This window comes from Protofrankia symbiont of Coriaria ruscifolia (assembly GCF_900634745.1).
Classification (GTDB): domain Bacteria; phylum Actinomycetota; class Actinomycetes; order Frankiales; family Frankiaceae; genus Protofrankia; species Protofrankia californiensis.
Map to the genome: position 1 here is coordinate 40506 of NZ_CAAAFR010000183.1, position 24785 is coordinate 65290.

Below are 24785 nucleotides of genomic sequence, written 5' to 3' on the forward strand. Positions count from 1 at the left end.
GGCCCGGTGACGACGGCGGGCCCGGTCATGACCGTGGGCCCGGAGATGTTCTCGGCAGCTCTACGGCCGTCGTGGGAGGAAAGCGCGAGCACGACCGGCTTACCGGTGCGCTGCTGATCGATTCCCCGGGTGTCAGGCTCGCCCGACTGCCCGGAGTCGGCTACGGAACGTGGTCCGTCCTCGACCTGTCGAAGCGGTGCCGGCCACCGCGGCTCCGGCAGGTCGTCGGGAAGCACGCTCTTGGCCATGCGGGCCGCCTCTGCCGGCGCGATCCCAGCCTGCGTGAGACGGCACATGAACTCCAGCCGAGCCAGGTCGTGTGGGCCGTACCTGCGGCGGGTACCGGAAACATGGTCGGCTGGACCGAGCCCGTACCGGCGGTTCCATGTACGCAGGGTCGCGGGCGCGATTCCCAGCCGCCGGGCAACCGCGGCAACGGTGTACCGCGGATTGCGCTCCGCCGGGTCCGGGGAGGGGGTCACAGCGCTCATGGTGGCTCTCGGCGACCGTACCCACAACTTGGCGACGAACCGGCTCCGAACGACTACGCGCCGAGTGATTCTCTATGTTGAACAACATATGGCGCGGTACTACGGTGTAGCTGCGGCGCCAGCCGCCCATGGTTGAGAGGGGGGGCTCAGGCCGATGACCGACGTCCGACGACTTCCAGGCCCCGGTGCCGAGAAGTGGGAGTGGCAGCTTCACGGCGCCTGCCGTGGGGAGAGCACCGAGCTCTTCTTCCACCCCGAAGGGGAGCGAGGCCCGGCGCGTGCGGCTCGTGAGGCAGCTGCCAAGGCCGTCTGCGCGCGATGTCCCGTGATCCAGGCATGTGCGGAGCACGCCCTGCAGGCCCGCGAACCCTACGGGGTGTGGGGCGGGCTGAGCGAATCCGAGCGGGAGGCCATCCTGACCGGCCGAACGCGGCGCGGGGCGGGGCGGCACAGCCCGACCCGCCCGGGGCTTGCTCCGGCATGCTGATTCATGCATGATCATGTTCATACGTGATCATGTATGTCAGGGCCGCCGCAATCACAGTCACGATGATCGCCGTGCCGGCTAGGTGCCTCCGGCGTCCCCAGTCTCGTAACGAGATGTACGGACAAGGCGACCCCACCGGTTGGATCACCCGCGATGTGTGACCGCAGCGCTCCAGGGGCACCAACGGTGAACGCGCAAGAGGCCTGGTAGGACGTCCAACATCGTCCTACCAGGCCTCTTGGCGTATCTACAGCGTTACCCTCCGGCGTTCCCACGCGACGAGATACCGGCAGATGCAAGATCTTGAACACAAGCAAGATCTTGAAAGAAAAATCTCCGGAGCCCCCGAGGGCAGGACCCCGTGAGCCGGACGGTCCTATCCTCGGGCGCTCTTACCGATCAGATGCTCTTGCTACTTGAGACAAGCCCACCACGGTGATCCAGTTGCTCAGAAGCTCGGTCCGTGCGAGTGCGAGTGCCCACCGTGGTTGTGGCCGCCGGCCTCCGGCGCGGGCTTGGCCGGCTTCTCCGTGACCAGGCTCTCGGTCGTGATGAGCAGCCCGGCGATCGACGCGGCGTTCACCACGGCCGACCGAGTCACCTTCACCGGGTCGACCACACCGTCGGCGATCAGGTTGGTGAACTCGCCACGGGCGGCGTTGAAGCCACTGCCGACCGGCTGCTCCCTGACCCGAGAGACGATCACCGCTCCTTCGAAACCGGCATTGCGTGCGATCCAGGTCAGCGGGGCGGCGAGCGCGTCACGAACGATGCGCACCCCGGCCAGCTCGTCCCCGGTACGCCCCAAGCCGTCGTCGAGCACCGCGGCGGCATGCAACAGGGCCGACCCACCACCAGCGACAATGCCTTCCTCCACCGCCGCACGCGTGGCCGAGATGGCATCCTCCAGGCGATGCTTCTTCTCCTTGAGCTCGACCTCGGTGGCCGCGCCGACCCTGATCACCGCGACACCGCCGGCGAGCTTGGCGACCCGCTCCTGCAACTTCTCACGGTCCCAGTCGGAGTCGCTGGCCTCGATCTCACTGCGGAGCTGACGCACCCGGTCGACCACGCTCGTCTCGTCGCCGACACCGTCGACGATGGTCGTGTTGTCCTTGTCGACGACGATCCTGCGCGCCCGACCGAGATCGTCCAGGCCGACCGAGTCGATCTTTAGACCAACCTCGGACGCGACGACCTGCCCGCCGGTGAGGACGGCGATGTCCTGCAGGATCGCCTTGCGCCGGTCACCGAAGCCGGGGGCCTTGACCGCGACGACCTGGAAGGTCTTACGGATGGCGTTGACGACAAGGGTCGACAGCGCCTCTCCCTCGACGTCCTCGGCAATGATCAACAGTGGCTTACGCGCCTCCACCACCTTCTCGAGGAGGGGAAGGATATCGCTCAACGCGCTGATCTTGCCGGGGTGCAGCAGCACGTAGGCGTCCTCGAGGACGGCCTCCATGCGCTCGGCGTCGCTGACGAAATACGGGGAGATGTAGCCCTTGTCGAACTGCATTCCCTCGGTGAGCTCGAGTTCCAGACCCAGGGTCTGGCTCTCCTCGACGGTGATCACACCGTCCTTGCCGATCCGGTCGATCGCCTCGGCAATCAGTTCGCCGACCTTCGCGTCCTGGGCCGAAATGGCCGCGACATGGGCGATGACCTCTTTCGAGTCGACCCCGATGGCCTGCTCCAGCAGGGCCTTCGAGACGGCCTCGACAGCAGCCTCGATACCGACCCTGAGCGATATCGGCGGCGCGCCGGCCACGACCTGACGCAGGCCGCTGCGAACCATCGCCTGAGCGAGGACGGTCGCGGTGGTGGTGCCGTCACCGGCAACGTCATTGGTCTTGGTGGCGACTTCCTTGGCGAGCTGGGCACCCAGGTTCTCGTTGGGGTTGTCCAGTTCGATCTCGCGCGCGATCGTCACCCCGTCGTTGGTGATCGTCGGCGCGCCGTAGGACTTGTCGATGACGACGTTGCGGCCACGCGGACCGATCGTCACCTTCACAGCGTCCGCGAGGGCGTTCACCCCATGCTCAAGAGCATGGCGAGCATCCTCGCTAAATGACAGAATCTTGGGCATTTAGGTGGTCCTCCCGAACCGGCTCAGGGCGTGCCCTGGAATCCCTTCGGGCCTCCGGGCACGCGCAAGAAGCCATGATCGTGCACCCTTGTGGCCCTAGGCCGCGTCCGGCGGATCGTCAATCGCGCGAATCGGCGCCCAGACGACGACCGTCCGCATCGACCAATGTCCACCGGGCACGGCCCGATGGCGACCGGGCGTGTTTCGCCGATCCGGACGAATACCGTCCAGACTGGCGAAACACACCCTTGGATCCTTGCCGGAATACCTACTTCTCGATGATCGCCAGAACATCGCGAGCGGAGAGAACCAGGTACTCCTCGCCGGCGTACTTGACCTCGGTGCCGCCGTACTTGCTGTACAGCACGACATCACCGACCTTGACGTCGAGCGGAACCCTCTTGCCGTCCTCAAAGCGGCCCGGCCCCACAGCGAGGACGGTGCCCTCCTGCGGCTTCTCCTTGGCCGTGTCCGGGATCACAATGCCTGACGCCGTGGTCTGCTCGGCATCGGACGGCTGTACGACAATGCGATCTTCGAGTGGCTTGATCGCAACCTTGGTGGCGGTCGTCACGATCGACCTCCCCCTTCCTGCGCTGGATGAGAGAGCGACCCTGGCGGCCTGCCGTCGCGGGTGAACAGGCGCCTGTTGTCGCTGGCACTCTCACGTGCCGAGTGCCAACTTAGCACCCGCTCCGCCCACGTCAACCAACACGGTCAGAACTGTCAAGAGCGACCTGGACGGCGATGAGCGGCAACCCTGCCACCCTGCCGGCCCTCGCCGAGCCGGACAAGCCGCTCCCAGGCTGCGGCCCCGGCTGCGCCTGCCAGCTTGCCGACCCCCGCCGACCACGCCGGCCCCGCTTACTGGCGACACACCCCCGGCACCGGACATGGCGCCGGACGCCGCGGGGACGGCAGGGACGATGGGCGCGGCCGGGAGGGCAGGCGCGGCGGGGACAGCCGGAAACAACCGGCGCGCCGCCCCGACCGCTGTCGTCCCTCAGTCCGGCCGGCTGGCGTCCCGCCGGATAACGTCAGGGTGTCCACGGAACCAGGAGACCGTACTGTCGAGTCCGCTGCGCAGGTCGACGGCGGGTTCCCAGCCGAGGATCTCCCGGGCCAGGGATATGTCGGGCTGGCGGACCGTCGGGTCGTCCTCCGGACGCGGAATGAACGAGATGACGGATTCGCTCTTGGCCACCTCGCGGACGAGCTCCGCAAGTTCGAGGATGGACAGCTCGTGGGGATTTCCGATGTTCATCGGACCGGGGTGACCAGAAAATGTCATCCGCACGATCCCCTCCACCAGATCGTCAACATATATGATCGACCGGGTCTGGCTTCCGTCACCGGCGACGGTGATGGGTTCACCGCGCAGCGCCTGGGTCGCGAAGGCGGGAATCGCCCGGCCGTCGTTGGGGCGCATCCGAGGCCCATGGGTGTTGAAGATCCGGACGATTCCGGCGTCCACCCCGTGGCTACGGCGATAGGCCATGGTAAGCGCTTCACCGAACCTCTTGGCCTCGTCGTACACACCCCGCGGCCCCACCGGATTGACGTGACCCCAGTAGTCCTCGGGCTGCGGATGGACCTGCGGATCGCCATAGACCTCCGAGGTGGACGCCAGCACGAAACGCGCGTGTTTCTCCTTGGCAAGACCGAGAGCGTGCAGGGTACCGATCGAGCCGACCTTCAAGGTGTGAATCGGTAGATTCAGATAGTCGATGGGACTCGCCGGTGAGGCGAAGTGCAGCACATAGTCGACCGGACCAGTAACATGAACATAATCAGTCACATTACAACGGACGAGCCGAAAGTGCTCGTGCCCGGTCAGGTGCGCGACATTCACCGGGGTCCCGGTGACGAAGTTGTCCAGGCAGATGACCGCATGGCCTTCGTCGAGCAACCGTTCACACAGGTGCGACCCCAGAAAGCCGGCACCTCCGGTGACAACGCTTCTTTTCATCGGTCTCCCTACCGGTCATTGATATCCGGTCCGGGTGACGATACGCGCTCGAAGTCCCACTCCTGCGCAGAACGCGCGAGCAGGCCCGGCGGAATGTCCGCGATGACGGACACGTGGTCGCGGTGCGCCGGTGGAGCCGCCGACGGGTCGGTCACGGACGGATGGAAAAGGACCACCACGACGTCACGGTTGTCGCCGGCCCCCCGGTAGATCTCCGCCGCAGTGCCCGCCACGGCCCGGCCGAGCCAGGCGAGGAGATCGTCCATGCGCCCCCGCGCCGCCCGTGCCTCCCACATACGCGTCACACCAGCCACAGCTTCCATCTTCGACCACAACCGGCGCCGTGACCGGATGCGTCGGCTGGACGTCCAGCCGACGCATGTCAGCGATCGGTTGGCAAGTCAGGGTCTGTTGGCGAGGCGACGCTGCAGGTTGGCATGACGGAACTCCCACACCGCCCCGGCCTGCCGAAGGATTCCCCGCTCGTGGGCGTCAGCAAGAAACGCCATCAGCCGCGGGGGCTGATGACCGTGCCAGGCCAGCCAGAGCCGGGCGAGGCCCAAACGCCCCCATGCCGAGTCGAGCCCGAGCACGAGCCCGAACACGCCCGCGAGCCCAGCCACAAGCCCAAACACGAGCCCGGCCCCGAGGCCGCTCGCGAGCCCAGCCACAGGCTCAAACACAGGTCCGGCCCCGAGGTCGCTCGTGAGTCTTGTCACAAGACCGCTCTCGAGTCCGGCCACGAGCCCGAACAGGCCCGCGAGTCCGGCCACGAGCTGGATAAACCCCAAGAAAGCATGATCATAGGTCCGACTGCAAGCATGCTCGCGAGCACCCTGGAACGATCTTGGACCAGAACAGACCGTGGGTCCGCTGCTCGCTGCGTGTCCGCAGTGATGCCACCAAGTCCAAGCGCGAGCCCGGCCACGGCCACAAACACGACTGCGAGCCACACGGGCACAACCGTTGGCATCATGAACACGGCCATGAACCCCATGAGGGGCCTGGAGTGCTCACCTACCAGCGGCTACCGGAACCGAGCCTGCCTTACGGCGACCCGGTAGCTCCCATTAGGGCCTGGTCGCGGCCACCGGAATGGATCTCGTCGATCTCGTCGATCTCGTCGAGCCCGTCGAGGACGGGCAGGACCAGCCCGGCGGCCAGCAGGGCGCGGGCCCGGCCTGGGCGTCCCGCCGGTCGGCGGCGTAGCCCGCCCAGGCCAGATACAGCCCTGCCGCGGCGACGACCACGGCGAGGGTGGCAGCCGCGCCCTGTCCGCTGCGCCATGCGGCTACCGCCCCCGCCGCACCAGCGAGCCCCAGCAGCATGCCGACCGGCCGCCGGCGTCTGCCTCCGCGTCCCCCCACAAGGAACAATCATCGCCATCGGGACGTCCACGCCGATCCGCGACCCCCAGCAGGCGGCGGTCATGTCGGGAAGCGGTCGTGCTGGGAAGCGGCCTGGTCAGAACGGGAGGGTCGAAGAGGCGGGGATGTCCAGCGGGGACGGGGGCACCCCGGCTTCGACCTGGAGGGAGCCGAGCGCGGCGACCATCGCGCCGTTGTCGGTGCACAACCCCGGCCGGGGCACCCGCAGCGTGATGCCCGCGGCTTCGCAGCGTGCCGCCGCCAGCGCCCGCAGCCTGCTGTTCGCCGCCACACCGCCGCCGATCACCAGAGTGTCCACCCCGCGGGCCCGGCAGGCCGCGACCGACTTCGCGGTCAGCACGTCCACGACCGCCTCCTGGAAGGACGCGGCGACATCGGCGATGGGCACGGGCTCCCCGGCCCGGCGGCGTGCCTCCACCCACCGGGCCACAGCGGTCTTCAACCCGCTGAAGGAGAAGTCGAAGGTGCCGTCGGTCGCCTTGGCGCGCGGGAAGGCGATCGTCGGGTTCCCGTCGCGGGCCGCCCGGTCGATGGGCGGCCCGCCCGGGAACGGCATTCCGAGCAGCCGGGCAACCTTGTCGTATGCCTCACCCGCGGCGTCGTCGACGGTCGCCCCCAGCGAGCTCACCTCGCCGCTGGCGAGATCCGGGATGAGTAGCAGCGACGAATGCCCGCCGGAGACCAGCAACGCGATGGACGGTCCGGGCAGCGGTCCGTGTTCAAGGGTGTCGACCGCCACATGCGCGGCCAGATGATGGACGCCGTAGAGCGGGACGCCGAGCGCGAACGCATAGGCCTTTGCCGCGGCCACCCCGACCAGCAGCGCACCGGCGAGACCGGGACCGGCAGTGACCGCGACCGCGTCCACGTCGCGGTGCCGCAACCCCGCCTGGGACAGCGCCCGCTCCACCGTGGGCACCATCGCCTCGACGTGCGCGCGGGCTGCGATCTCGGGGATGACCCCGCCGTAGCGGGCGTGCTCGTCGACGGACGACGCGAGCGTGTCCGCGAGCAGCACCCCGCCCCGGACCAGGCCCACCCCGGTCTCGTCGCAGGAGGTCTCGATCCCCAGCACCAGCGGCGCGTCACCCGCGCGGGCCCCACTCACCCCGACACCACCGTCACCTCGACACCACCGTCATCGGGACACCACCGTCATCGGGACAGCGCCATCGGCCCCGGCAACGCCATCAGCCCACGACACCGTCATCACCGCGTATTACCTCTTGTTGTCCTCATTGCCGCCGTCACCGGGGTAGCACCACCGGCCCCGGCAACGCCGTCAGCCCACGGCACCGCCGTCACTCCTGTTACCTCTGCTTCTGTTGCTCCCGGCACCGCTGTCACCCCGATACCGCCTGCTCGGCCGCGTCCAGCATCCTGCCGTAGTCGCTGCGGTGTATCCGGTCGGCCAACATCACAAAGGCGTCGGCTCCGGACGGTTGGTAGTAGCCCCTGCGTACCCCGAGTTCGACGAACCCCAGGCGCCGGTAGAGGGACTGGGCCACGGTGTTGTCGGTGCGTACCTCCAGCTCGCAACGGTGGGCGCCGCACCCGCGGGCATGGCGCAGCAGCGCGACCAGCAGCCGGGTGGCGACACCGCCGCCGCGGGCGTCCGCGGCGACACCGAGGGTCTGTATGTAGGACTCGTCGTCATGAACAGCGAGCCCTCCGTAGCCGACGATCCGGTTGTCACGGACGGCGGCCAGGTAGTGCCGTGCCACGCCCTGGGCGAGCTCGGACCAGAACAGCTCGGGCGTCCAGGCGTCCTCGGTGAAGATCTCCCGTTCCAGGGTGACGACGTCGTCAAGGTGCCACCAGCGCAGCGGCTCGAACGCAACATGGTTATGCCGAGCACCGCCTGCGGCGGGAGTACTGCCTACGCCTGGAGCACCGCCCGCACTCCGAGGGCTGCCCGCGTCCTGCCGGGCGCTGTCTGTGCCATCCGGCGGAATGGGAGAGTTCACGATCGCACCCCGGGTGAGGCCCATGCGAAGACACGCCGATGATCGGGCGTCCGGCGCATCAGGACCATTGCATGACCTCCATGACCCGTCACACGGCCACCGCCTTCGGCGGGTGCGGCTCGGCCGCGTCCGGCCGACGCAGGTACAGCGGAACCAGCGGCGCCGGCGGCCGGCGGGCGAGAGCATCCGAGGCGGCCAGGCGGGCGAGACTGATCGGAGAGGGGTACCTAGGGTCGACCGAGCGGACCGACCCGCAGGCCTGATCCAGGCTCGAAGTCGAAGCAACCTGCGCGCCTGCGCCAGGCCCCGGACCGCCACCCGGACCGGAATCCGGGTCGGTGCCGGTGAGGTCGGCGAACGCGTCCGGGTACAGAGCGACCCCCGAGCCGACCACCCGGTCAATGGACATTTCACGCAGTGCGTCGACGACGCTCTGTGGTCGCCCCACGGAGGGTCCGGCGATGCGTGCGCCGTCGGCGTAGACCGCCCAGTAGACCTCACGGCGTCGCGCGTCGGTTGCCACAGCCACCCGGCCCGGGATGTCGGCACCGACACCGTCCAGCGAGCAGATGCCGTAGGCAGGCTTACCAAGAGCGTCCGCGAATGCTCCAGCGGTCACCACTCCCACCCGCAGGCTCGTGAAAGGACCGGGCCCGAGACCCACCACCACGGCGTCGAGATCGGCAGGACGTACGGCCGCTTCGTCGAGAACCTCCCGTACCAGCGGTACAAGCAGCTCGGCGTGCCGTCGCGGATCGACAACCTGGCGCAACGCTCGGCCCGTCACCCTGACGGCCCGCCTGCCCGCATCCGCCCCGGACTCCCTGCCCGCCTCCGCCGCGCCGGCCGTGCGCACACGGTCCACGTCGACGAGCGCAACCGAGCAGGCGGGTGTCGCCGTGTCAAGAGCGATGAGCAGCACGTTCGACAGCCTAGCCCGCTGCCAACCATAAGATCATTCCTTGATCCTTACGGGACAGCTCGATCTCGCCACCGGCGTGGCGAGGTCGGCGAGGTCACCGCGTCCGGCAACGAGGGCAGTAACGACAGCATGCGCTGCGGCCAGTCCCCACCGCTGCCAACCATGCGGATCACGCGTCTCCCCCCGGCGTCGGGGACCTCGCGGGCGTCGGTGGTACCCGCAAGGGGCAGCGGCATCGCGTCCTCGGGACGCTCGATCTCCACACGTAGATGCGTGCTGGCCAGCCCCTCCACCAGGCCCGAACCCCATTCGACCACGGTCACGGATTCCTCGATGTCGGCGTCGAGGTCGATGTCCTCGACCTCGACGAACCCGCCCAGGCGGTAGGCATCCACATGCACCAGGGGCACGCGGCCGTCCGCGTGTACCCGGGCGATCACGAAGGTCGGCGAGGTGACTGCCCCGGCGACACCCAGGCCCGCGGCAATGCCCTGGACGAGCACGGTTTTACCGGCGCCGAGCGGCCCGGCCAGGACCACGAGGTCGCCTGCGCGCAGCACACCGGCCAGCCGCCTGCCGACCTCGCGCATGGTGTCGGCGTCCGGGGCCTCGACCACCAACCCGGCACCACCGACCCCCACCGGACCGCCGGCGGGGGTCGGCAGCGGCATGTCCGGGCCACTCACAACGTCCACCTCACGACATCATGCTCGCAACGTCAGGTTCGCAACATCAGGTTCGCAACCCCATACTCACGGTGTCCATCTCAGGGTTTCCATACGGAGATGTCGTCCGGGCCGTGGTCCCGAGGGGCGGGGACGACCGGATTGCGCGATTGCGGCTGATGGGTGGTTGCTCGCTGGACGAGGGTACGCAGTGCCGCGTTGACCTCGTCCGGACGCTCCATGACGACGGTGTGCCCGGCTCCGGGTATGACCACAAGGTCCGCTTCGGGGAGCGCGTCGGCAAGTGTGCGGCTGTGCTCCACCGGAGTCATCACATCGGCGTCACCGACAAGGATCAGCGTCGGAGTCGCCACCAGCACCGCCGCGGCAACCAGTTTGTCATGAGCGATCAGAGCGGGCAGGAAGGCCGCAATCACGCGCAGCGGTGTGGCAGCCACCATTTTTTCCAGGAATGCCACCACAGGCGGCCCGACGCTGGTCGAGCCGAAGCCGATCCGGCGGGTGAGGACCCAGGCGATGTCGCTGCCGTGGCTGCGCCCCCGTTCCAACAGCGACGGAGCGTAGCGCATACCGACCGCGAGACCGGGCAGACAGGCCCGCAGCGCCACCGTAGCCGTCGCGGGCAGGCCGAAGGTGACCGTTGCCAGGCTGCCGGCGCTGGTCGACAGGAGCGCGACCCCGGCGACCCGGTCACCGAAGAGCCCCGGATGGGCGTCGGCCAGCGCGAGGATCGTCATCCCGCCCATCGAGTGCCCGATGAGAACCACCGGTCCGGTCGGTACCACCTCGGTCAGCACCCGATACAGATCGTCACCAAGCTGCTCGATCGTGCACCCCTCAAGCTCCGAGGGGCCCGAGGCACCGTGTGTTCGCTGGTCGTAGAACACCAACCGGCCGCAGTCGGCCAGGTCCCGGCGCTGGAACGTCCAGCAGTCGAGGCTGACACAGAAGCCGTGAACGAACACGAGGGTGAGCGGCGCGCTGGAATCGTCGACGATCTCGACGTGTAACGGCACCCCGTCAGAGGCGATCACCGTGGTCGGATGCCCGCCGACCGGGGCGACCGGCTCCTCGTTACTCGCGCCGACCCGCTCGGAACGGATGCGCGCCAACCGCCGTTCCGCCGCCGTTCCTATGACGACCGCTGTGACGAGGCCCGCAATTCCCGCTGTTCGCGCCGCCCGCATCCGGGCAACAGCGCGGCCCGCCCGGCCAAGGCTGCGCCCGATACCGGGGAGCCGGCCAGCCGCCGCGGTCCGTAAGGCGCCATCCGGCTCCAGGGACGCACTCATGACGGAAGCTGCTCCAGCGCCGACGAACCAGCGCCGGACGGGCCGACGCTGGAGGAAGCGATGCCGGACTGGCCGGGAGTGGACGGGCCGGCGCCCGGCGAAGCGGACGACCGCCGGCCGGTGCCACGAGGCTCGACGGAGACATTCAGATGGACGCGGGGCACCCGGACGCCGACCCTGGTGACGATCTCGTAGTTGATCGTGCCGAGGGCGTCCGCCCAGTCCTGTGCGGTGGGTTCGCCGTGATCCCCCGGCCCGAACAGGACCACCTGGTCGCCTGCCTGGATCGGATCGTCGCCGACGTCCACCACGAACTGGTCCATGCAGACGGTTCCGGCGATACGCCGACGCCGGCCCGCGAGCAGCACCTCGGCGGTGTTGCCGGCCGCCCGCGGGATGCCGTCGGCGTACCCGAGCGGTATCAGTCCAAGGGTTGACTCCGTCGTGGTGGTGTACCGGTGGGCGTAGGACACACCGCTGCCCGCCGGTACCCGTTTGGCCAGCGCCAGCCGGGCGGTCAGCGTCATGGCCGGGCGCAGACCCAGGGCCATGGACGAACCGACTTGCGGTCCGGGTGACAGTCCGTACACGGCGATTCCAGGGCGAACCAGATCGAAATGGGCGTCCGGGCTGACCAGCGTCGCCGCCGAGTTGGCCAGATGGCGCACCTGCGGACGCAGGCCGATCTTCTCGGCAACGGTGACCGCGTCGGCGAAACGCCCGGTCTGGCCACGGACGGTCGGATGGCCGGGCGAGTCGGCGAAAGCCAGGTGACTCCACACACCGGCCACGTCGATCAGGTTTTCGGCGGCCAGCGCCGCCGCCGCGTCGCACAGGGACGGCCAGTCCGCCTCGGTGGCACCGCCCCGGCTGAGACCGGTGTCGACCTTGAGGTGGACACGGGCGGTCCGACCGGAAAGTCGGGCGGCCGCGGCGATCTCTGCCAGCGCCCAGGGAGCCGACGCGGACAGGTCGATGTCAGCGGCGACCGCGTCCGCGAGCGGCTCTCCCGGGGTGGTGAGCCATGCGAAGATCGGGACGGTGAAGCCGGCAGCACGCAACGCGAGCGCCTCTTCGATGACGGCGACCCCGAGCCAGCTTGCACCCGCTTCCACAGCAGCACGTGCGCATGCAAGCATCCCGTGCCCGTAACCGTCGCCCTTCACCACTGCCATGGTCGCGGCGTTCCCGGCACAGGCGACCAGAGTCGCCACCGAATCGCGGACCGCGTCCAGGTCCACGATGGCGCAGGCGCGCAGGCCATCACTCTGCGGTGTCATCCGGAAGCCTTCCTGACCTACCCGGCCAGCTGTGCCGACTCGCGTCGGAATGTCGTGGCGCACTGTGCTTCGACGGTAACAAGTTCATCCCAGTCGCCGACGCCGACGCCGGGGCAGAAGATCCTGAGATCATCTCACCTCACCTCATTCCGGCCAGCAGATTCCGGCCAGCAGCCCGATTCCGTCCACTCTGCTCGTGGCCGGCGGCCCCGACCGGCTGTGCCGGGATGTCGATGACAACACAGCCGGCAGCACCATGCCGAGGATGCCGGCCAGAGCTGTGGATAGAAGCCGGTTATCCACAGCTGCGCCGCGGGCCTGGCGTACGAGAGATATGGAGATCACCGTGGAGGCGTCGCTCGAACGTCTCGCCCAGGGACCAAAGGTGGCGCGATCATGCTTTTCTCGCGTCGCCGGAGGCCCAGGTCCCCGGATCACTCAGAGAGGTCACCATGATCTTCGATGTCGGCGGACGAGCCGTCACGGCCGCCGGCGCCGCCGCAAAAGCGCAGGCAGGTCGGATGCCGCCAGCGGCCGACCCGCCCGCGAGGCCGCTCGGCCGTGCAAATGGGCGCCCACGCTGCCGGCGTCCAGTGCAGAGCAGCCACCGGCAAGCAACGAGCCGCACAGGCCCGTCAGGACGTCACCGCTGCCGGCCGTGGCGAGGCATGGCGTGCCCGTGGTGTTCACCCGCGCCGGCCCGTTCGGGTCGACGATCAGCGTGCGGTTTCCCTTCAGCAGCACGGTCACACCGAGTTCGGCGGCGCAGCGGCGCACAACCGCGAGCCGGTCCGCGGCCAGTTCACCCACGGTCGTGTCGGCGTCCCAGCCGAGCGCCTCCGCGAGCCGGACGAACTCCCCTTCGTGGGGTGTGAGCAGGGTCGGTGCGGTGCGCTCCCGCAGCGCACCGGCGCACCGGGCGTCCCCGGCCAACACGCCCAGCGCGCCAGCGTCGAGCAGCAGGGGAATGTCGATGGCCAGCACAGCTGCCACCACCCGGGCGGTATGGCCGTCCGCGGGCAACCCCGGGCCCACGGCCCACGCCTGTACCCGTCCGGCCGCGACAACGGCGTCGGCGTCACCGGGGTCGATCTGGGTGACCACCGCTTCGGGATGCGCACGGCGTACGTGGTCGGCGGCCACGCGGGTACTCACCACTCGCAGGTAGCCTGCGGCTCCTCGCAGCGCCCCACCGGTGGCGAGCACTGCTGCGCCCGGGTAGGCGTCGCTGCCTGCGACCAGACCCAGCACCCCGCGGGTGTATTTGGAGTCCCCCGGTCTAGGGACGGGTAGGAGGCGGTCCGCGTCGGCATCGTCCAACGCGGCAAGGTCCGCGGCCGGGAGGGTGAGGCCGATGTCGACCAGCTCCACCTGGCCGGCGTGCTCCGCTCCCGGCCCGATCAGCAGGCCACGTTTGTAGGTCCCGAAGGTCACCGTGCTGCTCGCGTGGACGGCCGGGCCTGCCACCGCACCGGTGTCGGAGTCCACCCCGCTCGGAACGTCCACGGCGACAGTTCGCTCCCTGGGAGCACGTGCTGCCAGCCGGGCATGTCCCGAACGCAGGCCGCCCTTGCCACCTATACCGAGCAGACCGTCGAGGACGAGATCAGCCGTGGCGAGCAGGCGCGCGGCGGTGTCATCGCCGGCCGGTAGGCCAGGTCCCGGCGGTTGCGCACCCGCAGGGTCGGGATCGGGACCGGACACGGCATGCAGGCGACCACCCGCCGCAAGCAGAGCCGCCGTCCCGGCCGGATGCGTGGCCCCCGGAGCAAGCACGTCCACGCGAGCACCCCGGGCAGCCAGTCGCGCGCCCGTCCACAGCGCGTCGCCGCCGTTGTCACCGCTGCCAGCCAGAACGACGACCCGAGCGCCGTACACCCCCCCGAGCCGGCGTACCGCATGTGACAGCAGCCCATGCACGGCCCGCTGCATCAGCAAGCCTGGAGGCAGACTGGCGAGCAGCCGCGTCTCGGCCTCCCGGACCTGGACGACCGTGTGAGCAAGCCTCATGCCGCCCATGCTCTCGTCTTCTCCGACGGAGTGTCCTGCCCACCTCGTCGATGCTTGCGGGGAGGTTGCCCGAAATGGTTGACCGGAGGTCACGCTACGGCGCTTGTAGTCAGCCTTCGGCGACGACGAACGCCGCTGCCAGCCCACCGTCGTGAGTGAGGGAGAGATGCCACGACCGGATGGCCAGGCTGTCGGCAACGGCCGCAACGGTGTCGGTCACCCGGATCCGTGGGCGGCCGCCTGGATCGCCGACCACCTCTGCGTCATGCCAGGAGGTGCTCCAACACCCACCACGGCCATGCGCCCGAGCCTCCCACGTACGGCCGCGACCGGCGGTCCATGCCACGGACGGCTGCCGGTCGCCGTCCTCTACAAGCCGACAGCCGCTACAAGATCATGTCAGCCGTGAACCGCAGCCATGAGTCACGACCGTGAGCTGCGGCCGACTGTCAGGGCCCCGCGCCCGCGGACAGCATGTCTCGTAGAATTACCCGATGATCGTCAACCAGTCGGGGCCAAACGGACATGACGACATCGCCATCACACCGTTGCATGCTGTCTTCGACGAGGACGAGTGCGCGCGCCTCGCGGGTCTGGGCGAGTTCACCCGCGGTGTCGCCCTCGCATTGCAGGGACGGGTCGGCGACCTACGGATCCGGCCGAGCAGCGCGTCCGGCACCGTGGACGGCGACCAGCTCACCCACACCCAACTGTCAGTGATCGACGGGACGCCGGGGTCGACCTGTACCTGTCCGACCGGCGCCGTCGAACAGTTCTGTGCACACGCTGTCGCGCTGGCTCTGGTAGCCACGGGTGCCATCGATCCGAGCGAGGACAGCGACGACTTCGACCACACTGATGACGGCTTCTACGACGCCGACGGCCAACCCATCGACCTGCGTGACTTCCTCGAGAGCCTGGACGGGCCGGCGCTGGTTGATCTGGTGGTCGACCTCGCCGCCGTCAACGATGTCCTGGCCATGGATCTGCGCGAGGCCGCGGCACGCTGGCGGCGTCCGCATCCGATCGGATGAGCCCGAGCCCTGAGCAGGCCCGAGCCTGCTGACCACAGACCGGGCGTTTCCCCTGGACAGAGGCATTTCTCCTGATCAGGGGTATTTCTCTCCGAAAGCCTATTGCGGCCTGCGACAACCTGTCGCCGCGGACGCGGGGTCACGGCGCCCGCGGCAATGGTCAACGGTCCCATCGGATGCGGGACCTAGACCGCCAGGGTGAGGCGTGAGCGAGCGGTCGGACGATCCAGCCGCACGATCTCGACGATCATCGGCTGGCCAGCCCACCCGCAGACACGCCTGCGGTACGGACGGCGGCAGCGGCCCGTGGCCTGCCGTGGGCGAGATGCCCGCGGCAGGCCACGACCAGCGGGGCCAAAGACAGCACGATCATGTTTTTCTCGCGCCGCCGGGAGACCCAAGTCCCCGGGTCGCTCACAGGAGCCGGCGCATCGGTTCTGTTCCCCTTACGGCCCGGGACTGCGCTCCTCGTGCCCGGGGAGCCGGCCAGTCCGTCCGTGAGCCTGGAGAAAGTTTCGTAGCCGACGTTGATCCAGGTCAACACAACAACACTCACAGACGGAAATTGTCACCGATTTCGCTCTGAAAAATCAAATATTCGACAACTTGTCGCACTGCTCTCGGTGGAGATACACCGTTCGCCACCTGGATGAACCCCACTTCGGCGCGCGGAGATAAACCCGAGTCCGGCCTGCCACCGCTCCGACACGGGAGAAGACCCGATCGATACGGGAGAAGACCCCGCCGACGCGGGAGTGGAAAGAGCTACTCGACGGTGACGGACTTGGCGAGGTTTCGCGGCTGATCGACGTCGAGGCCACGGGCAAGAGCCAACTCGCAGGCAAAGACCTGCAACGGCAACGTCGTCACCAACGGGGCGAACAAGGTCGGCGTCGCCGGCACCCGGATCAGATGCTCGGCGTAGGGCTCCACAACGGTGTCGCCCTCCTCGGCGATGACGATCGTCCGGGCACCACGGGCCCGGACCTCCTGGATATTGGAAACAATCTTGCTGTGCAGGTGCGAGCGCCCCCGCGGAGACGGCACCACAACGACGACCGGCAGACCCGCCTCGACGAGCGCGATCGGGCCGTGCTTCAGCTCTCCGGCGGGGAAGCCCTCGGCATGCATGTAGGCGAGCTCCTTGAGCTTGAGAGCGCCTTCCAGAGCGACCGGGTAACCGACGTGACGGCCGAGGAAAAGCACGGCCTTGGCGTCGACGAGAGTCCGGGCGAGTGCCCTCATCGGTTCGATCGTGGCCAGGGTCTCCCGCACCAGGGCCGGCATGGTCTGCAGCTTCTCGACGTACCGGGCGACCTCGTCGCCGTAGAGCACCCCTCGCACCTGCGCCAGGTACAGCCCGACCAGCAGGCAGGCAGCCACCTGGCCGAGGAAGGTCTTCGTCGAGGCCACCCCGACCTCGGGACCGCAGCGGGTGTACAGGACAGCGTCGGACTCCCGCGGAATCGTCGACCCGTTCGTGTTGCAGATCGCGAGGACCCGGGCCTTCTGCTCCCGCGCGTGCTTGACCGCCATCAGGGTGTCCAGCGTCTCACCGCTCTGGCTGATGGCGATGACGAGCGTGGAACGGTCCAGAACCGGGTCGCGGTAACGGAATTCCGAGGCCATTTCCACCTCGCAGGGCAACCGCGTCCAGTGCTCGATGGCATATTTGGCGATCAGTCCGGCGTGGTAGGCCGTACCACAGGCGACGATGAAGACCTTGTCGACGTCACGGAAGTCCTGGACGGACAGGCGTTCCTCGTCGAGGACGATTTCGGCGTCGTTGGACAGGCGTCCGCGCAGGGTGTCGGCAAGGGCAGTCGGCTGCTCGCTGATCTCCTTGAGCATGAAGTAGGGGTGACCGCCCTTCTCCGCGGCGCTCGCGTCCCAGTCGACGTGGTACGGACGGCCCGCCACCGGATTGCCGGCGAAGTCGGTGATGGTCACACCATCGCGGCGGGCTTCGACGATCTGGTCCTGTCCGATCTCCACGGCGCTACGGGTGTGCGCGATGAAGGCCGCGACGTCACTGGCCAGGAAGGTTTCGTCCGTACCGATACCGACCACGAGCGGGCTGTTGCGCCGTGCTCCGACCACCACGTCAGGATGGTCCCGGTGCACCACGACCAGCGTGAAAGCGCCCTCAAGGCGGCGGCACACCCTGCGGAAGGCCTCGGTCAGCAGGCTCGCCCCGGCCGCTGAGGGCTCGCCCGGACCGGTCACCGCGGCGAGCTCGTCCTCCAGCAGGTGCGCGACGACCTCGGTGTCGGTCTCGCTGGCCAGCTCGTGCCCGCCGCGCTCAAGTCCGGCCCGCAGGCTCGCGAAGTTCTCGATGATCCCATTGTGGATCACCGCGATGGCGCCGGTGCAGTCGGTGTGCGGATGTGCGTTGGCATCCGTCGGCCCGCCGTGCGTCGCCCAGCGGGTATGGCCGATACCAGCGGTTCCCGACAACGACCCGGAAATCCAGGCCTCCGGCAGCGCGGAAAAACCATGATCGTTCTGCCTTTGGCCCTCCAGGCCGGTCCCTGATTCGGCCAGCGCCTTTTCCAGATTGGCCAGTTTGCCCGCCCTGCGCAAGGTACGCAGCCCGCCGTCGACGACAACGGCTATGCCCGCCGAGTCGTAGCCCCGATATTCCAACCGGCGAAGCCCGGCCAGAGCCACCTCGAGCGCGGGCTGTCCCCCGATGTACCCGATGATCCCACACATGCGGTCAGCGTACGCAACCAGCGGCCCGGGCCAACCGGGCAGGACTCATTACGCACCTTTGTTTTCGCTGGTGGTAATAGCGCTTCGGATGCGGGTCTGCCGCGATCCGCGTGGGCTCAGCGGGCACACGCAGGCGCCGCAGACACACGCCAGGCGCTCAGCCGGCATCAGCCCAGGGCACTGCGGACAACCGCGGCCAGGCGGGTGGCGACCGCCTTGGCCTGCTCACCGGTAGGCGCCTCCACCATGACCCGGACCAGCGGCTCCGTTCCGGACGGACGCAGCAGGACCCGACCATCGTCCCCGAGCTCGGCCTCGGCCGCGGCGACCGCGGCGACGAGCTCCGGTGACGTGGGCACCTTCGACCGGTCCACGCCCCTGACGTTGACGAGCACCTGCGGCAGCTTCGTCATGACCTTGGCAAGCTCCGCGAGTGGACGCTGCGTCTCGGCCATGCGGCCGAGCACCTGCAAAGCGGTCAGCAGCCCGTCCCCGGTCGTCGCATGGCGGAGGAAGACGACGTGCCCGCTCTGTTCTCCCCCCAGGGACAGCCCGCGCTCGCGCATGGCCTCCAGCACATAGCGGTCGCCGACCGGGGTCGCGACCACGTTGATCCCGGCGTCACGCATCGCGTGGTGAAAGCCCAGGTTCGACATCACCGTCACCACGACCGTGTCGTCGGTGAGCTCGCCGTGCTCCCGCAACCCCAGAGCGGACAGGGCGAGGATCTGATCGCCGTCGACGATCTCTCCGTTGGCGTCCACTGCCATGCAACGGTCGGCGTCGCCGTCGTGCGCGATACCGGCGTCAGCACCGTGTTCCAGCACGGCCGCCTGCAAAACCTCCAGGTGCGTGGCACCACAACCGTCGTTGATCCGGACGCCGTCCCCGTCCGCGTGCAGGGCGATCACGTCGGCCCCGGCAGCCCGCAGCACGCGTGGTGCCAATGTGCACGCGGCTCCCTGCGCGCAGTCGACCACGACCCGAAGGCTGGTCAGCGGAGCGGGAACAGCTGTCAGCAGGAAGTCCGCATACCGCTGGACAAGGGTCTGATCGTCACGAACCCGGCCGATCGCCGCACCGGTGGGACGGTCCGACACCGGCAGGGCGAGACGTTCGGCGATCTCGTCCTCGATCTCGTCCGGCAGCTTTTGCCCGCCCGCGGCAAACAGCTTGATGCCGTTGTCAGGCATGGGGTTGTGGCTTGCTGAGAGCATCACACCGAGATCCGCCCCCGAGCCGATGACCGCATGCGCCACCGCGGGAGTGGGGACCACGCCTATGCGCAGGACGTCCGCACCGGCCGACGCCAGTCCGGCGACAACCGCCGCCTCCAGGAACTCCCCGGACGGACGGGTGTCGCGCCCGACTACCACGGCCGGACGCCCGGAGCCGGGAGAACGGTGCTCAGTGAGCACCGCCACGGCCGCCGCCGACAACCCCAGCGCCAGTTCGGCCGTCAGATCGGCGTTGGCAACCCCGCGAACGCCATCGGTACCGAAAAGCCTCACCACCATGTGGTCACCGCCGTCAGTCCATCCCGTGTCGGACGCCACCCGCGGACCGCAGCCCCGCCCAGGTTCCCCGGGACCTCCGAGCGCACGAAAAGAACCATGGTCGTACGCTCTTCGGACCACCGAAGCCTTGGAGCCTCCGAGCGTGCGAAGAGAAGCACAATACGTGCTCTTCAGCTTAGCGGATGTCCTGGAGCCTCCGAGCGCGCGAGAAGAAGCATAACGGCGCGCTCTCCGGCCTGGCGGACGCCGCGCGGCCCGCGAGCGCACGAACGGTGTTCCACACAAACAGGACGGAGAGAGGGGCGATCCCGGAAAGTCAGCGCTTGCTGTACTGGGGCGCCTTCCGAGCCTTCTTCAGGCCGTACTTCTTCCGCTCCTTGACCCGGGCGTCCCGCGTCAGGAAGCCGGCCTTCTTCAGCACCGGCCGGGATTCCTCCTCGACGGTGATCAGAGCCCGGGCGAGCGCGAGGCGAAGCGCACCGGCCTGGCCGGAGACTCCGCCACCATGCAGCCGTGCCACCACGTCATAGGACTCGGCCCGGTCCAGCGCCTTGAGCGGCTCGTTGACCAGCTGCTGGTGCACCTTGTTGGGGAAGTATTCCTCCAGGGAGCGTCCGTTCAAAGTCCACTTGCCGCTACCCGGCAGAAGGCGTACTCGGACAACAGCCTCCTTACGCCGGCCGGTGGCGCGGGGATTGCCCTGGGCGTCGGTCACGACAGCCACGTCGCCTGTCCTTCCTGGTCAGATGGTCCGCGGCTTACTGCGCGACCTGGATGATTTCGAACGGCTGAGGCTGCTGGGCCTGGTGGGGATGCGTCGGCCCGGCGTAAACCTTCAGCTTGGTGGCCTGCGCCCGGCCCAGCTTGCTCTTCGGCAACATGCCCTTGACGGCCTTCTCGACGATGAGCTGCGGCCGGGTGTCGAGCAGCGATCCATAGGAGACGCTGCGCAGACCGCCCGGGTAGCCGGAGTGGCGATGGTATTTCGCCTGCTCCCGCTTGTTGCCACTGAGGGCCACCTTGCCGGCGTTCACAATGATGACGAAGTCGCCGGTGTCGATGTGTGGGGCGAATGTCGGCTTGTGCTTGCCACGCAGCAGTTGGGCGGCCTGGCTGGCCAGCCTGCCGAGCACCACGTCCGTGGCATCGATGACGTGCCAAGCCTGCTGGACGTCTGTGGGCTTGGGCTGGTACGTGCGCACAGGTCTGCCTTTTCTTGTCAGCGGATGCGTGTTGTGCCTTCGAGTCGCTCAGATGAGTGGCTCAAGAGCTGCCGGCCGCGTAGGTCTCGCAACCTGTCATGAGCGGCAGTCCTTGAGGTTACCAGGCGGTCGGCGCAACCGGCCGCCGACCCCCACGAAATGATCATTCGGCCCTGCGAAGATTCTGCCGGGCACCGTAGTCTACGGGGGATGGACGAGAAGCCAGAGCAGTCACCAGGCGTCTCGGGGGACGCCGTCGAGGATGTGGATCTGTGGGTCCCACCGGCGGACGACCCGCTGTTCGGCCCACTCAGCACGTTGCCGTCCTCCATCCGCAGACCTGTGTGGACGTCCGACGTCGGGGTTTTCGACACGGCGGCGGCCCCGGTCCAGCCACTGGACACCGCGCTCAGGCCGACTGCCGCCTCGCCCGCGCCCGATGAGACCGGCTCCTCGCCACAGGACGATCCAGCAGCAGACGATCCACCAGAAGCCGTCACCGACAGTTCGCTGAAGGTTCCAATCGATGATGCGGTGTCACCGAGCAGGGAGAATGACACCGGCAGCAACCCGGCACCGGACTCCGCGACACCCAAGACCCCGGTGCCGTCCGCAACCCCGGTGCCACTGGAAATCTCAGCGCCGCTGGAAACCCCGGTGTTGCCCGAAACCCCGGTGCCGTCCACAACCTCAGCCCCCGTCATAGGGAACGTACGAAACCAGCGCAACCAGACGGTCCCGCTCGTCACGCAAGCAGGTGCACCCGGTGCCGACGACGCCGGCCTCGACGCCTCCGGCAGTGCCGGCCCCAAGGCCACCAGCGGCACCTCTACCAGGACATTCGGTGATGCGACAGGCAGTCATCGCCGCGCTGCTACTGCCCGCGGCGGACAGCGCGTGCCCGCAGGCTACGTCGCCAGGCTGATAGCGATCACGGGTGTCGTCGCGATCATAGTCATCGCCTCCGTCGCAGTCCTGGCAAGTCGTGACCGCCACAACGGTAAGAGGCGGTCGGCCGTGGCGGCCACCACCGCACCGGGCACCAACCCCAACTTCATCAACAGTGCCCGGACGGACTCCGACCCGGTCACGCCCACCGAGTTCTTCAACTCCCCCCGGGTCACCCTCGATCTGCACTCCTACACGCGACTCGCGTACAAGCTGGATTCCGGGTGCCCGGGTCTGACCGGTGAACTCGCTTCCGCGCTGTCGGGTGACCGGTGCCGGCAGCTCGTTCGCGCGGTGTACCTGACCGAACCGGACGCCTCCGGACATCGGGTTCTCGCGGCGGCCTCGGTGCTCGTTCTGGACGACGTGAGCACCGCCCAGAACGCGGCGAAGTCGGTTACCGCGGGCAGGGGAGGCATATCACCCCTGCCGGTGCCGGCCGAATCGCTTCCCGGTGCGACGGTGACGGACCCGACCCGTGACAACTCCTGGCGGGCCGCGCCCGTAACCGGGCGCTACCTGATCGTGATACAACTGGCCTACACGGACGGGACCCAGGGGGCCGCCACCGACCCGGCACTGACCACGGCACGTCGTGACCTTCCGCTGCTGGCCAGCCAGCCGATCTCGCAGCGGGTCCTCACCGGCCACGGGCCACGCTGATCCCGATCGGCAGCGCAGGCAGCGGAGCAGGACGAACACGACCGGAGGCCCAGCCGTCCGGACGAACTGTCCGGACGGACTCGTAGGTACCTGGACGAACTGTCCGGACGGACTATCCGGACGGACTCGTGGGTACCCGGACCGCCCGGGTCACCGCTGCCCGGGCAGCCAGATCAGCGTCGGGCGGGTAACGGACCTCGACGAGAGTGAGCCCATGCGGCGGAGCCACCGTCACCGCCGAGTCGCGAACACCGCGCGCAAGGACGCCCGCCGGCCACTGGCGCGGTCGCCGGCCCTCCCCCACCGCCAGCAGCGCCCCGACCAGAGCCCTCACCATGGAATGGCAGAAGGCGTCCGCCTCCACGTCCGCGACAACCACACCGTCGTGTACACGGGCCACGTCCAGGCGCAGCAACGTGCGTACCGTGGTCGCGCCTTCCCTGCGCCGGCAGAAGGCGCCGAAGTCGCGCTCCCCCACCAGGGCAAGGGCAGCGTCCCCCATCCGCTCGGCGTCCAGCGGGCGCGGCCACGCCAGCGTGTCGTGCCGGCGCAGCGGGTCAACCCCATACGACGCGTCACCGATCCGATAGACATAGCGGCGGGACAACGCGGAGAAGCGGGCGTCGAAACCCGGTGAGGCCGGCGCCAGGGCCGTGATCCGCACCGCGCGGTCCAGCACACCGTTGAGCCTGCGCGCAAGCCCACCGAGCGGCACGTCGTCAGGGATATCCACGTGGGCCACCTGACCACGGGCATGGACGCCGGCATCGGTACGCCCTGCGACCGTGAGCCGGACCGCCGGCAACCGCGCCACCCGCATCAGCGCGTCCTCGACGTCTCCCTGAACAGTGCGCTGCCCAGGCTGACGCGCCCATCCCGCGAACGGAGTGCCGTCATAGGCAAGATCGAGGCGTAGCCGGACCAGCCCGTCGAGAGTGCTCACCGCTTCCTGGCGATTCGGGTTACACGATCCTGGATCATACTTCGGATCACATCGTCCCGCAGGATACAAAGATAATGATGTAAGCACATCGGGAATCACCGGGATCACCGTGGTGAACGAAACACGAGGCCCACCATCCTCCATCGGATGGTGGGCCTGTGCGATGCGGCTCCTGCTCAGTCAGGACTTGCAGGACCTGAGCCAAGGTGTGGCTCTTGTCCGGTCGGCTTGAGTCGGCTGCTCAGCCGGCCTTGGGGGTGTCTGTGTCATCGCCGGTGGTCTCCTCCGCCGACAGCGCCTGTGCCTGCTCAGCGCGGACGTCGGCCTGCGCGGCACCAGCCCCGGCCTCGATGACGTCAACCTCGGTGACGTCGGGTTCGGCGGCGTCGGACTCGACCTCAGCGGCAACCGCTGCCGCAGTGGGCGATTCCTTCGCCAGGTCGGCCGCGGCCTCGGCCGTCGCCCCAGTGGGACTGCGACGGGACGCGAAGCGGCTGCCGCGAGCCCGCTCGGCCTCCCGCACCGCCTCCTGGGCAACTGTCAGGGCCTCGACCAGTTCGATACGGGCCAACGGGGCGTTGTCCCCCTTGCGTGGCCCGAGCTTGACGATGCGGGTATAGCCGCCGTTGCGATCCGCGTAGCGCGGTCCGATTTCGGTGAACAGGACGTGTACCACGGACTTGTCCCGAACGACCCTGAGCACACGTCGACGGGCGTCCAGGTCGCCGCGCTTGGCGAAGGTGACCAGTCTCTCGGCATATGGGCGAAGCCGCTTCGCCTTGGCCTCGGTCGTGGTGATGCCGCCGTGCTCGAACAGCGCGGTGGCGAGGTTGGCCAGCAACAGCCGCTCATGCGCGGGACTGCCACCGAGCCGGGGGCCCTTGGTAGGCGTGGGCATAACAGGTGCTCCTCGATCCTTTCGCTGTCCGCTTCCCCCGGATAGCAGCTCCGCCGCTATCCGGGGACCCCCTAGCTCGTGGACTGACCACTACCCAGGGCGGCGTAATCACCTTCGGCGATCACGCTCCATCACAACCTAACTACCCTACCGAGCGACTCCGCCGCGATCCGGAGACCCGAGCTCATGGGAAGGCCACCGTCCAAGAGCCGCCCGGTCGCCTTCGACGACCGGGCGAGGGAAAGATCAATATATGCAGGCTGCCGGGCGGCGCAAAAAATGAT

24 protein-coding genes are annotated in these 24785 nt (G+C 68.5%); 3 read left to right on the plus strand and 21 right to left on the minus strand.

Annotated elements, in window-relative coordinates:
• The coding region (locus CV1CTNOD_RS20550; RefSeq protein WP_131787686.1) for a MerR family transcriptional regulator at nt 1-491 on the minus strand (491 nt) is incomplete at its 3' end.
• A gap of 154 nt (nt 492-645) precedes the next feature.
• Between CV1CTNOD_RS20550 and CV1CTNOD_RS20555 the strand changes: the two genes are divergently transcribed.
• Nucleotides 646-978, plus strand: a complete 333-nt coding sequence (locus CV1CTNOD_RS20555; protein WP_131768503.1) for a WhiB family transcriptional regulator — start codon at nt 646-648, stop codon at nt 976-978.
• A 448-nt stretch (nt 979-1426) separates the two neighbouring features.
• Here CV1CTNOD_RS20555 and groL read toward each other — a convergent pair whose 3' ends face one another.
• From groL to CV1CTNOD_RS20625, 13 genes are all read right to left on the minus strand, one after another.
• Nucleotides 1427-3067: a chaperonin GroEL gene (gene groL, locus CV1CTNOD_RS20560; RefSeq protein WP_131787627.1), complete on the minus strand. Its 1641-nt coding sequence runs from the start codon at nt 3065-3067 to the stop codon at nt 1427-1429.
• A 268-nt stretch (nt 3068-3335) separates the two neighbouring features.
• On the minus strand, nt 3336-3644 hold the full coding sequence (groES, locus tag CV1CTNOD_RS20565; protein ID WP_043604033.1) for a co-chaperone GroES: 309 nt from the start codon (nt 3642-3644) through the stop codon (nt 3336-3338).
• 426 nt (nt 3645-4070) lie between these two features.
• The gene (locus CV1CTNOD_RS20575) at nt 4071-5036 is read right to left on the minus strand and encodes a UDP-glucuronic acid decarboxylase family protein (RefSeq protein ID WP_131787628.1); all 966 of its coding nucleotides are present in this window, start codon (nt 5034-5036) and stop codon (nt 4071-4073) included.
• Nucleotides 5037-5044: 8 nt separating this feature from the next.
• Complete coding sequence (locus tag CV1CTNOD_RS20580) at nt 5045-5341, minus strand: hypothetical protein (protein ID WP_207386578.1); 297 nt, start codon at nt 5339-5341, stop codon at nt 5045-5047.
• A gap of 96 nt (nt 5342-5437) precedes the next feature.
• Nucleotides 5438-5827: a hypothetical protein gene (locus CV1CTNOD_RS20585; protein ID WP_207386579.1), complete on the minus strand. Its 390-nt coding sequence runs from the start codon at nt 5825-5827 to the stop codon at nt 5438-5440.
• A gap of 256 nt (nt 5828-6083) precedes the next feature.
• Entirely contained in the window at nt 6084-6323 is a 240-nt protein-coding gene (locus tag CV1CTNOD_RS20590; RefSeq protein ID WP_131787629.1) for a hypothetical protein, read from the minus strand.
• A 177-nt stretch (nt 6324-6500) separates the two neighbouring features.
• A complete protein-coding gene (gene tsaD, locus CV1CTNOD_RS20595) occupies nt 6501-7532 on the minus strand; it encodes a tRNA (adenosine(37)-N6)-threonylcarbamoyltransferase complex transferase subunit TsaD (RefSeq protein ID WP_131787630.1) in 1032 nt (343 codons plus the stop codon).
• A gap of 235 nt (nt 7533-7767) precedes the next feature.
• Entirely contained in the window at nt 7768-8391 is a 624-nt protein-coding gene (rimI, locus tag CV1CTNOD_RS20600) for a ribosomal protein S18-alanine N-acetyltransferase (RefSeq protein WP_347402966.1), read from the minus strand.
• 88 nt (nt 8392-8479) lie between these two features.
• Nucleotides 8480-9313 (minus strand): tRNA (adenosine(37)-N6)-threonylcarbamoyltransferase complex dimerization subunit type 1 TsaB, encoded by an 834-nt coding sequence (tsaB, locus tag CV1CTNOD_RS20605; RefSeq protein WP_131787632.1) that lies wholly within the window; start codon nt 9311-9313, stop codon nt 8480-8482.
• 47 nt (nt 9314-9360) lie between these two features.
• Nucleotides 9361-9984 (minus strand): tRNA (adenosine(37)-N6)-threonylcarbamoyltransferase complex ATPase subunit type 1 TsaE, encoded by a 624-nt coding sequence (gene tsaE, locus CV1CTNOD_RS20610; RefSeq protein ID WP_431607164.1) that lies wholly within the window; start codon nt 9982-9984, stop codon nt 9361-9363.
• Between the two features lie 95 nt (nt 9985-10079).
• A complete protein-coding gene (locus CV1CTNOD_RS20615) occupies nt 10080-11291 on the minus strand; it encodes an alpha/beta fold hydrolase (protein WP_131787633.1) in 1212 nt (403 codons plus the stop codon).
• The gene (gene alr, locus CV1CTNOD_RS20620) at nt 11288-12571 is read right to left on the minus strand and encodes an alanine racemase (RefSeq protein WP_131787634.1); all 1284 of its coding nucleotides are present in this window, start codon (nt 12569-12571) and stop codon (nt 11288-11290) included. The genes CV1CTNOD_RS20615 and alr overlap by 4 nt, the downstream gene beginning before the upstream one ends.
• A gap of 480 nt (nt 12572-13051) precedes the next feature.
• The gene (locus CV1CTNOD_RS20625) at nt 13052-14581 is read right to left on the minus strand and encodes an NAD(P)H-hydrate dehydratase (protein WP_131787635.1); all 1530 of its coding nucleotides are present in this window, start codon (nt 14579-14581) and stop codon (nt 13052-13054) included.
• Between the two features lie 494 nt (nt 14582-15075).
• Between CV1CTNOD_RS20625 and CV1CTNOD_RS20630 the strand changes: the two genes are divergently transcribed.
• A complete protein-coding gene (locus CV1CTNOD_RS20630) occupies nt 15076-15615 on the plus strand; it encodes an SWIM zinc finger family protein (protein WP_131787636.1) in 540 nt (179 codons plus the stop codon).
• A gap of 247 nt (nt 15616-15862) precedes the next feature.
• On the opposite strand, the gene CV1CTNOD_RS27460 is transcribed toward CV1CTNOD_RS20630, so the two are convergent.
• From CV1CTNOD_RS27460 to rplM, 5 genes are all read right to left on the minus strand, one after another.
• Complete coding sequence (locus tag CV1CTNOD_RS27460) at nt 15863-15988, minus strand: hypothetical protein (protein WP_278043951.1); 126 nt, start codon at nt 15986-15988, stop codon at nt 15863-15865.
• A gap of 392 nt (nt 15989-16380) precedes the next feature.
• On the minus strand, nt 16381-18330 hold the full coding sequence (gene glmS, locus CV1CTNOD_RS20635; RefSeq protein ID WP_131787637.1) for a glutamine--fructose-6-phosphate transaminase (isomerizing): 1950 nt from the start codon (nt 18328-18330) through the stop codon (nt 16381-16383).
• Between the two features lie 167 nt (nt 18331-18497).
• The gene (gene glmM, locus CV1CTNOD_RS20640; protein ID WP_131787690.1) at nt 18498-19844 is read right to left on the minus strand and encodes a phosphoglucosamine mutase; all 1347 of its coding nucleotides are present in this window, start codon (nt 19842-19844) and stop codon (nt 18498-18500) included.
• A 319-nt stretch (nt 19845-20163) separates the two neighbouring features.
• Nucleotides 20164-20571, minus strand: coding sequence for a 30S ribosomal protein S9 (rpsI, locus tag CV1CTNOD_RS20645; protein WP_131787638.1), 408 nt, complete (start codon nt 20569-20571; stop codon nt 20164-20166).
• 34 nt (nt 20572-20605) lie between these two features.
• Nucleotides 20606-21049, minus strand: coding sequence for a 50S ribosomal protein L13 (gene rplM / locus CV1CTNOD_RS20650; RefSeq protein ID WP_131787639.1), 444 nt, complete (start codon nt 21047-21049; stop codon nt 20606-20608).
• Nucleotides 21050-21259: 210 nt separating this feature from the next.
• Between rplM and CV1CTNOD_RS20655 the strand changes: the two genes are divergently transcribed.
• On the plus strand, nt 21260-22660 hold the full coding sequence (locus CV1CTNOD_RS20655) for a hypothetical protein (RefSeq protein ID WP_131787640.1): 1401 nt from the start codon (nt 21260-21262) through the stop codon (nt 22658-22660).
• Nucleotides 22661-22772: 112 nt separating this feature from the next.
• Here the strand turns inward: CV1CTNOD_RS20655 and truA are convergent, their stop codons facing one another.
• Nucleotides 22773-23603 (minus strand): tRNA pseudouridine(38-40) synthase TruA, encoded by an 831-nt coding sequence (truA, locus tag CV1CTNOD_RS20660; protein ID WP_131787641.1) that lies wholly within the window; start codon nt 23601-23603, stop codon nt 22773-22775.
• A gap of 241 nt (nt 23604-23844) precedes the next feature.
• Nucleotides 23845-24501 carry a 50S ribosomal protein L17 gene (gene rplQ, locus CV1CTNOD_RS20665; protein ID WP_131787642.1) on the minus strand — a complete coding sequence of 219 codons (657 nt, stop codon included), beginning with the start codon at nt 24499-24501 and terminating at the stop codon, nt 23845-23847.
• Between the last annotated feature and the right edge of the window lie 284 nt (nt 24502-24785).

Excerpts from the sequence above, each read along its gene's own strand:
- CV1CTNOD_RS20575 (WP_131787628.1), bottom strand. The coding sequence starts at position 5,036 with ATGAAAAGAAGCGTTGTCACCGGAGGTGCCGGCTTTCTGGGGTCGCAC.
- groL (WP_131787627.1), bottom strand. The coding sequence starts at position 3,067 with ATGCCCAAGATTCTGTCATTTAGCGAGGATGCTCGCCATGCTCTTGAG.
- CV1CTNOD_RS20630 (WP_131787636.1), top strand. The coding sequence starts at position 15,076 with ATGATCGTCAACCAGTCGGGGCCAAACGGACATGACGACATCGCCATC.
- CV1CTNOD_RS20590 (WP_131787629.1), bottom strand. The coding sequence starts at position 6,323 with ATGGCGCAGCGGACAGGGCGCGGCTGCCACCCTCGCCGTGGTCGTCGC.
- CV1CTNOD_RS20615 (WP_131787633.1), bottom strand. The coding sequence starts at position 11,291 with ATGAGTGCGTCCCTGGAGCCGGATGGCGCCTTACGGACCGCGGCGGCT.
- CV1CTNOD_RS20555 (WP_131768503.1), top strand. The coding sequence starts at position 646 with ATGACCGACGTCCGACGACTTCCAGGCCCCGGTGCCGAGAAGTGGGAG.
- rplQ (WP_131787642.1), bottom strand. The coding sequence starts at position 24,501 with ATGCCCACGCCTACCAAGGGCCCCCGGCTCGGTGGCAGTCCCGCGCAT.
- glmS (WP_131787637.1), bottom strand. The coding sequence starts at position 18,330 with ATGTGTGGGATCATCGGGTACATCGGGGGACAGCCCGCGCTCGAGGTG.
- CV1CTNOD_RS27460 (WP_278043951.1), bottom strand. The coding sequence starts at position 15,988 with ATGATCGTGCTGTCTTTGGCCCCGCTGGTCGTGGCCTGCCGCGGGCAT.
- CV1CTNOD_RS20655 (WP_131787640.1), top strand. The coding sequence starts at position 21,260 with ATGGACGAGAAGCCAGAGCAGTCACCAGGCGTCTCGGGGGACGCCGTC.
- CV1CTNOD_RS20625 (WP_131787635.1), bottom strand. The coding sequence starts at position 14,581 with ATGAGGCTTGCTCACACGGTCGTCCAGGTCCGGGAGGCCGAGACGCGG.
- alr (WP_131787634.1), bottom strand. The coding sequence starts at position 12,571 with ATGACACCGCAGAGTGATGGCCTGCGCGCCTGCGCCATCGTGGACCTG.
- tsaE (WP_431607164.1), bottom strand. The coding sequence starts at position 9,984 with ATGCCGCTGCCGACCCCCGCCGGCGGTCCGGTGGGGGTCGGTGGTGCC.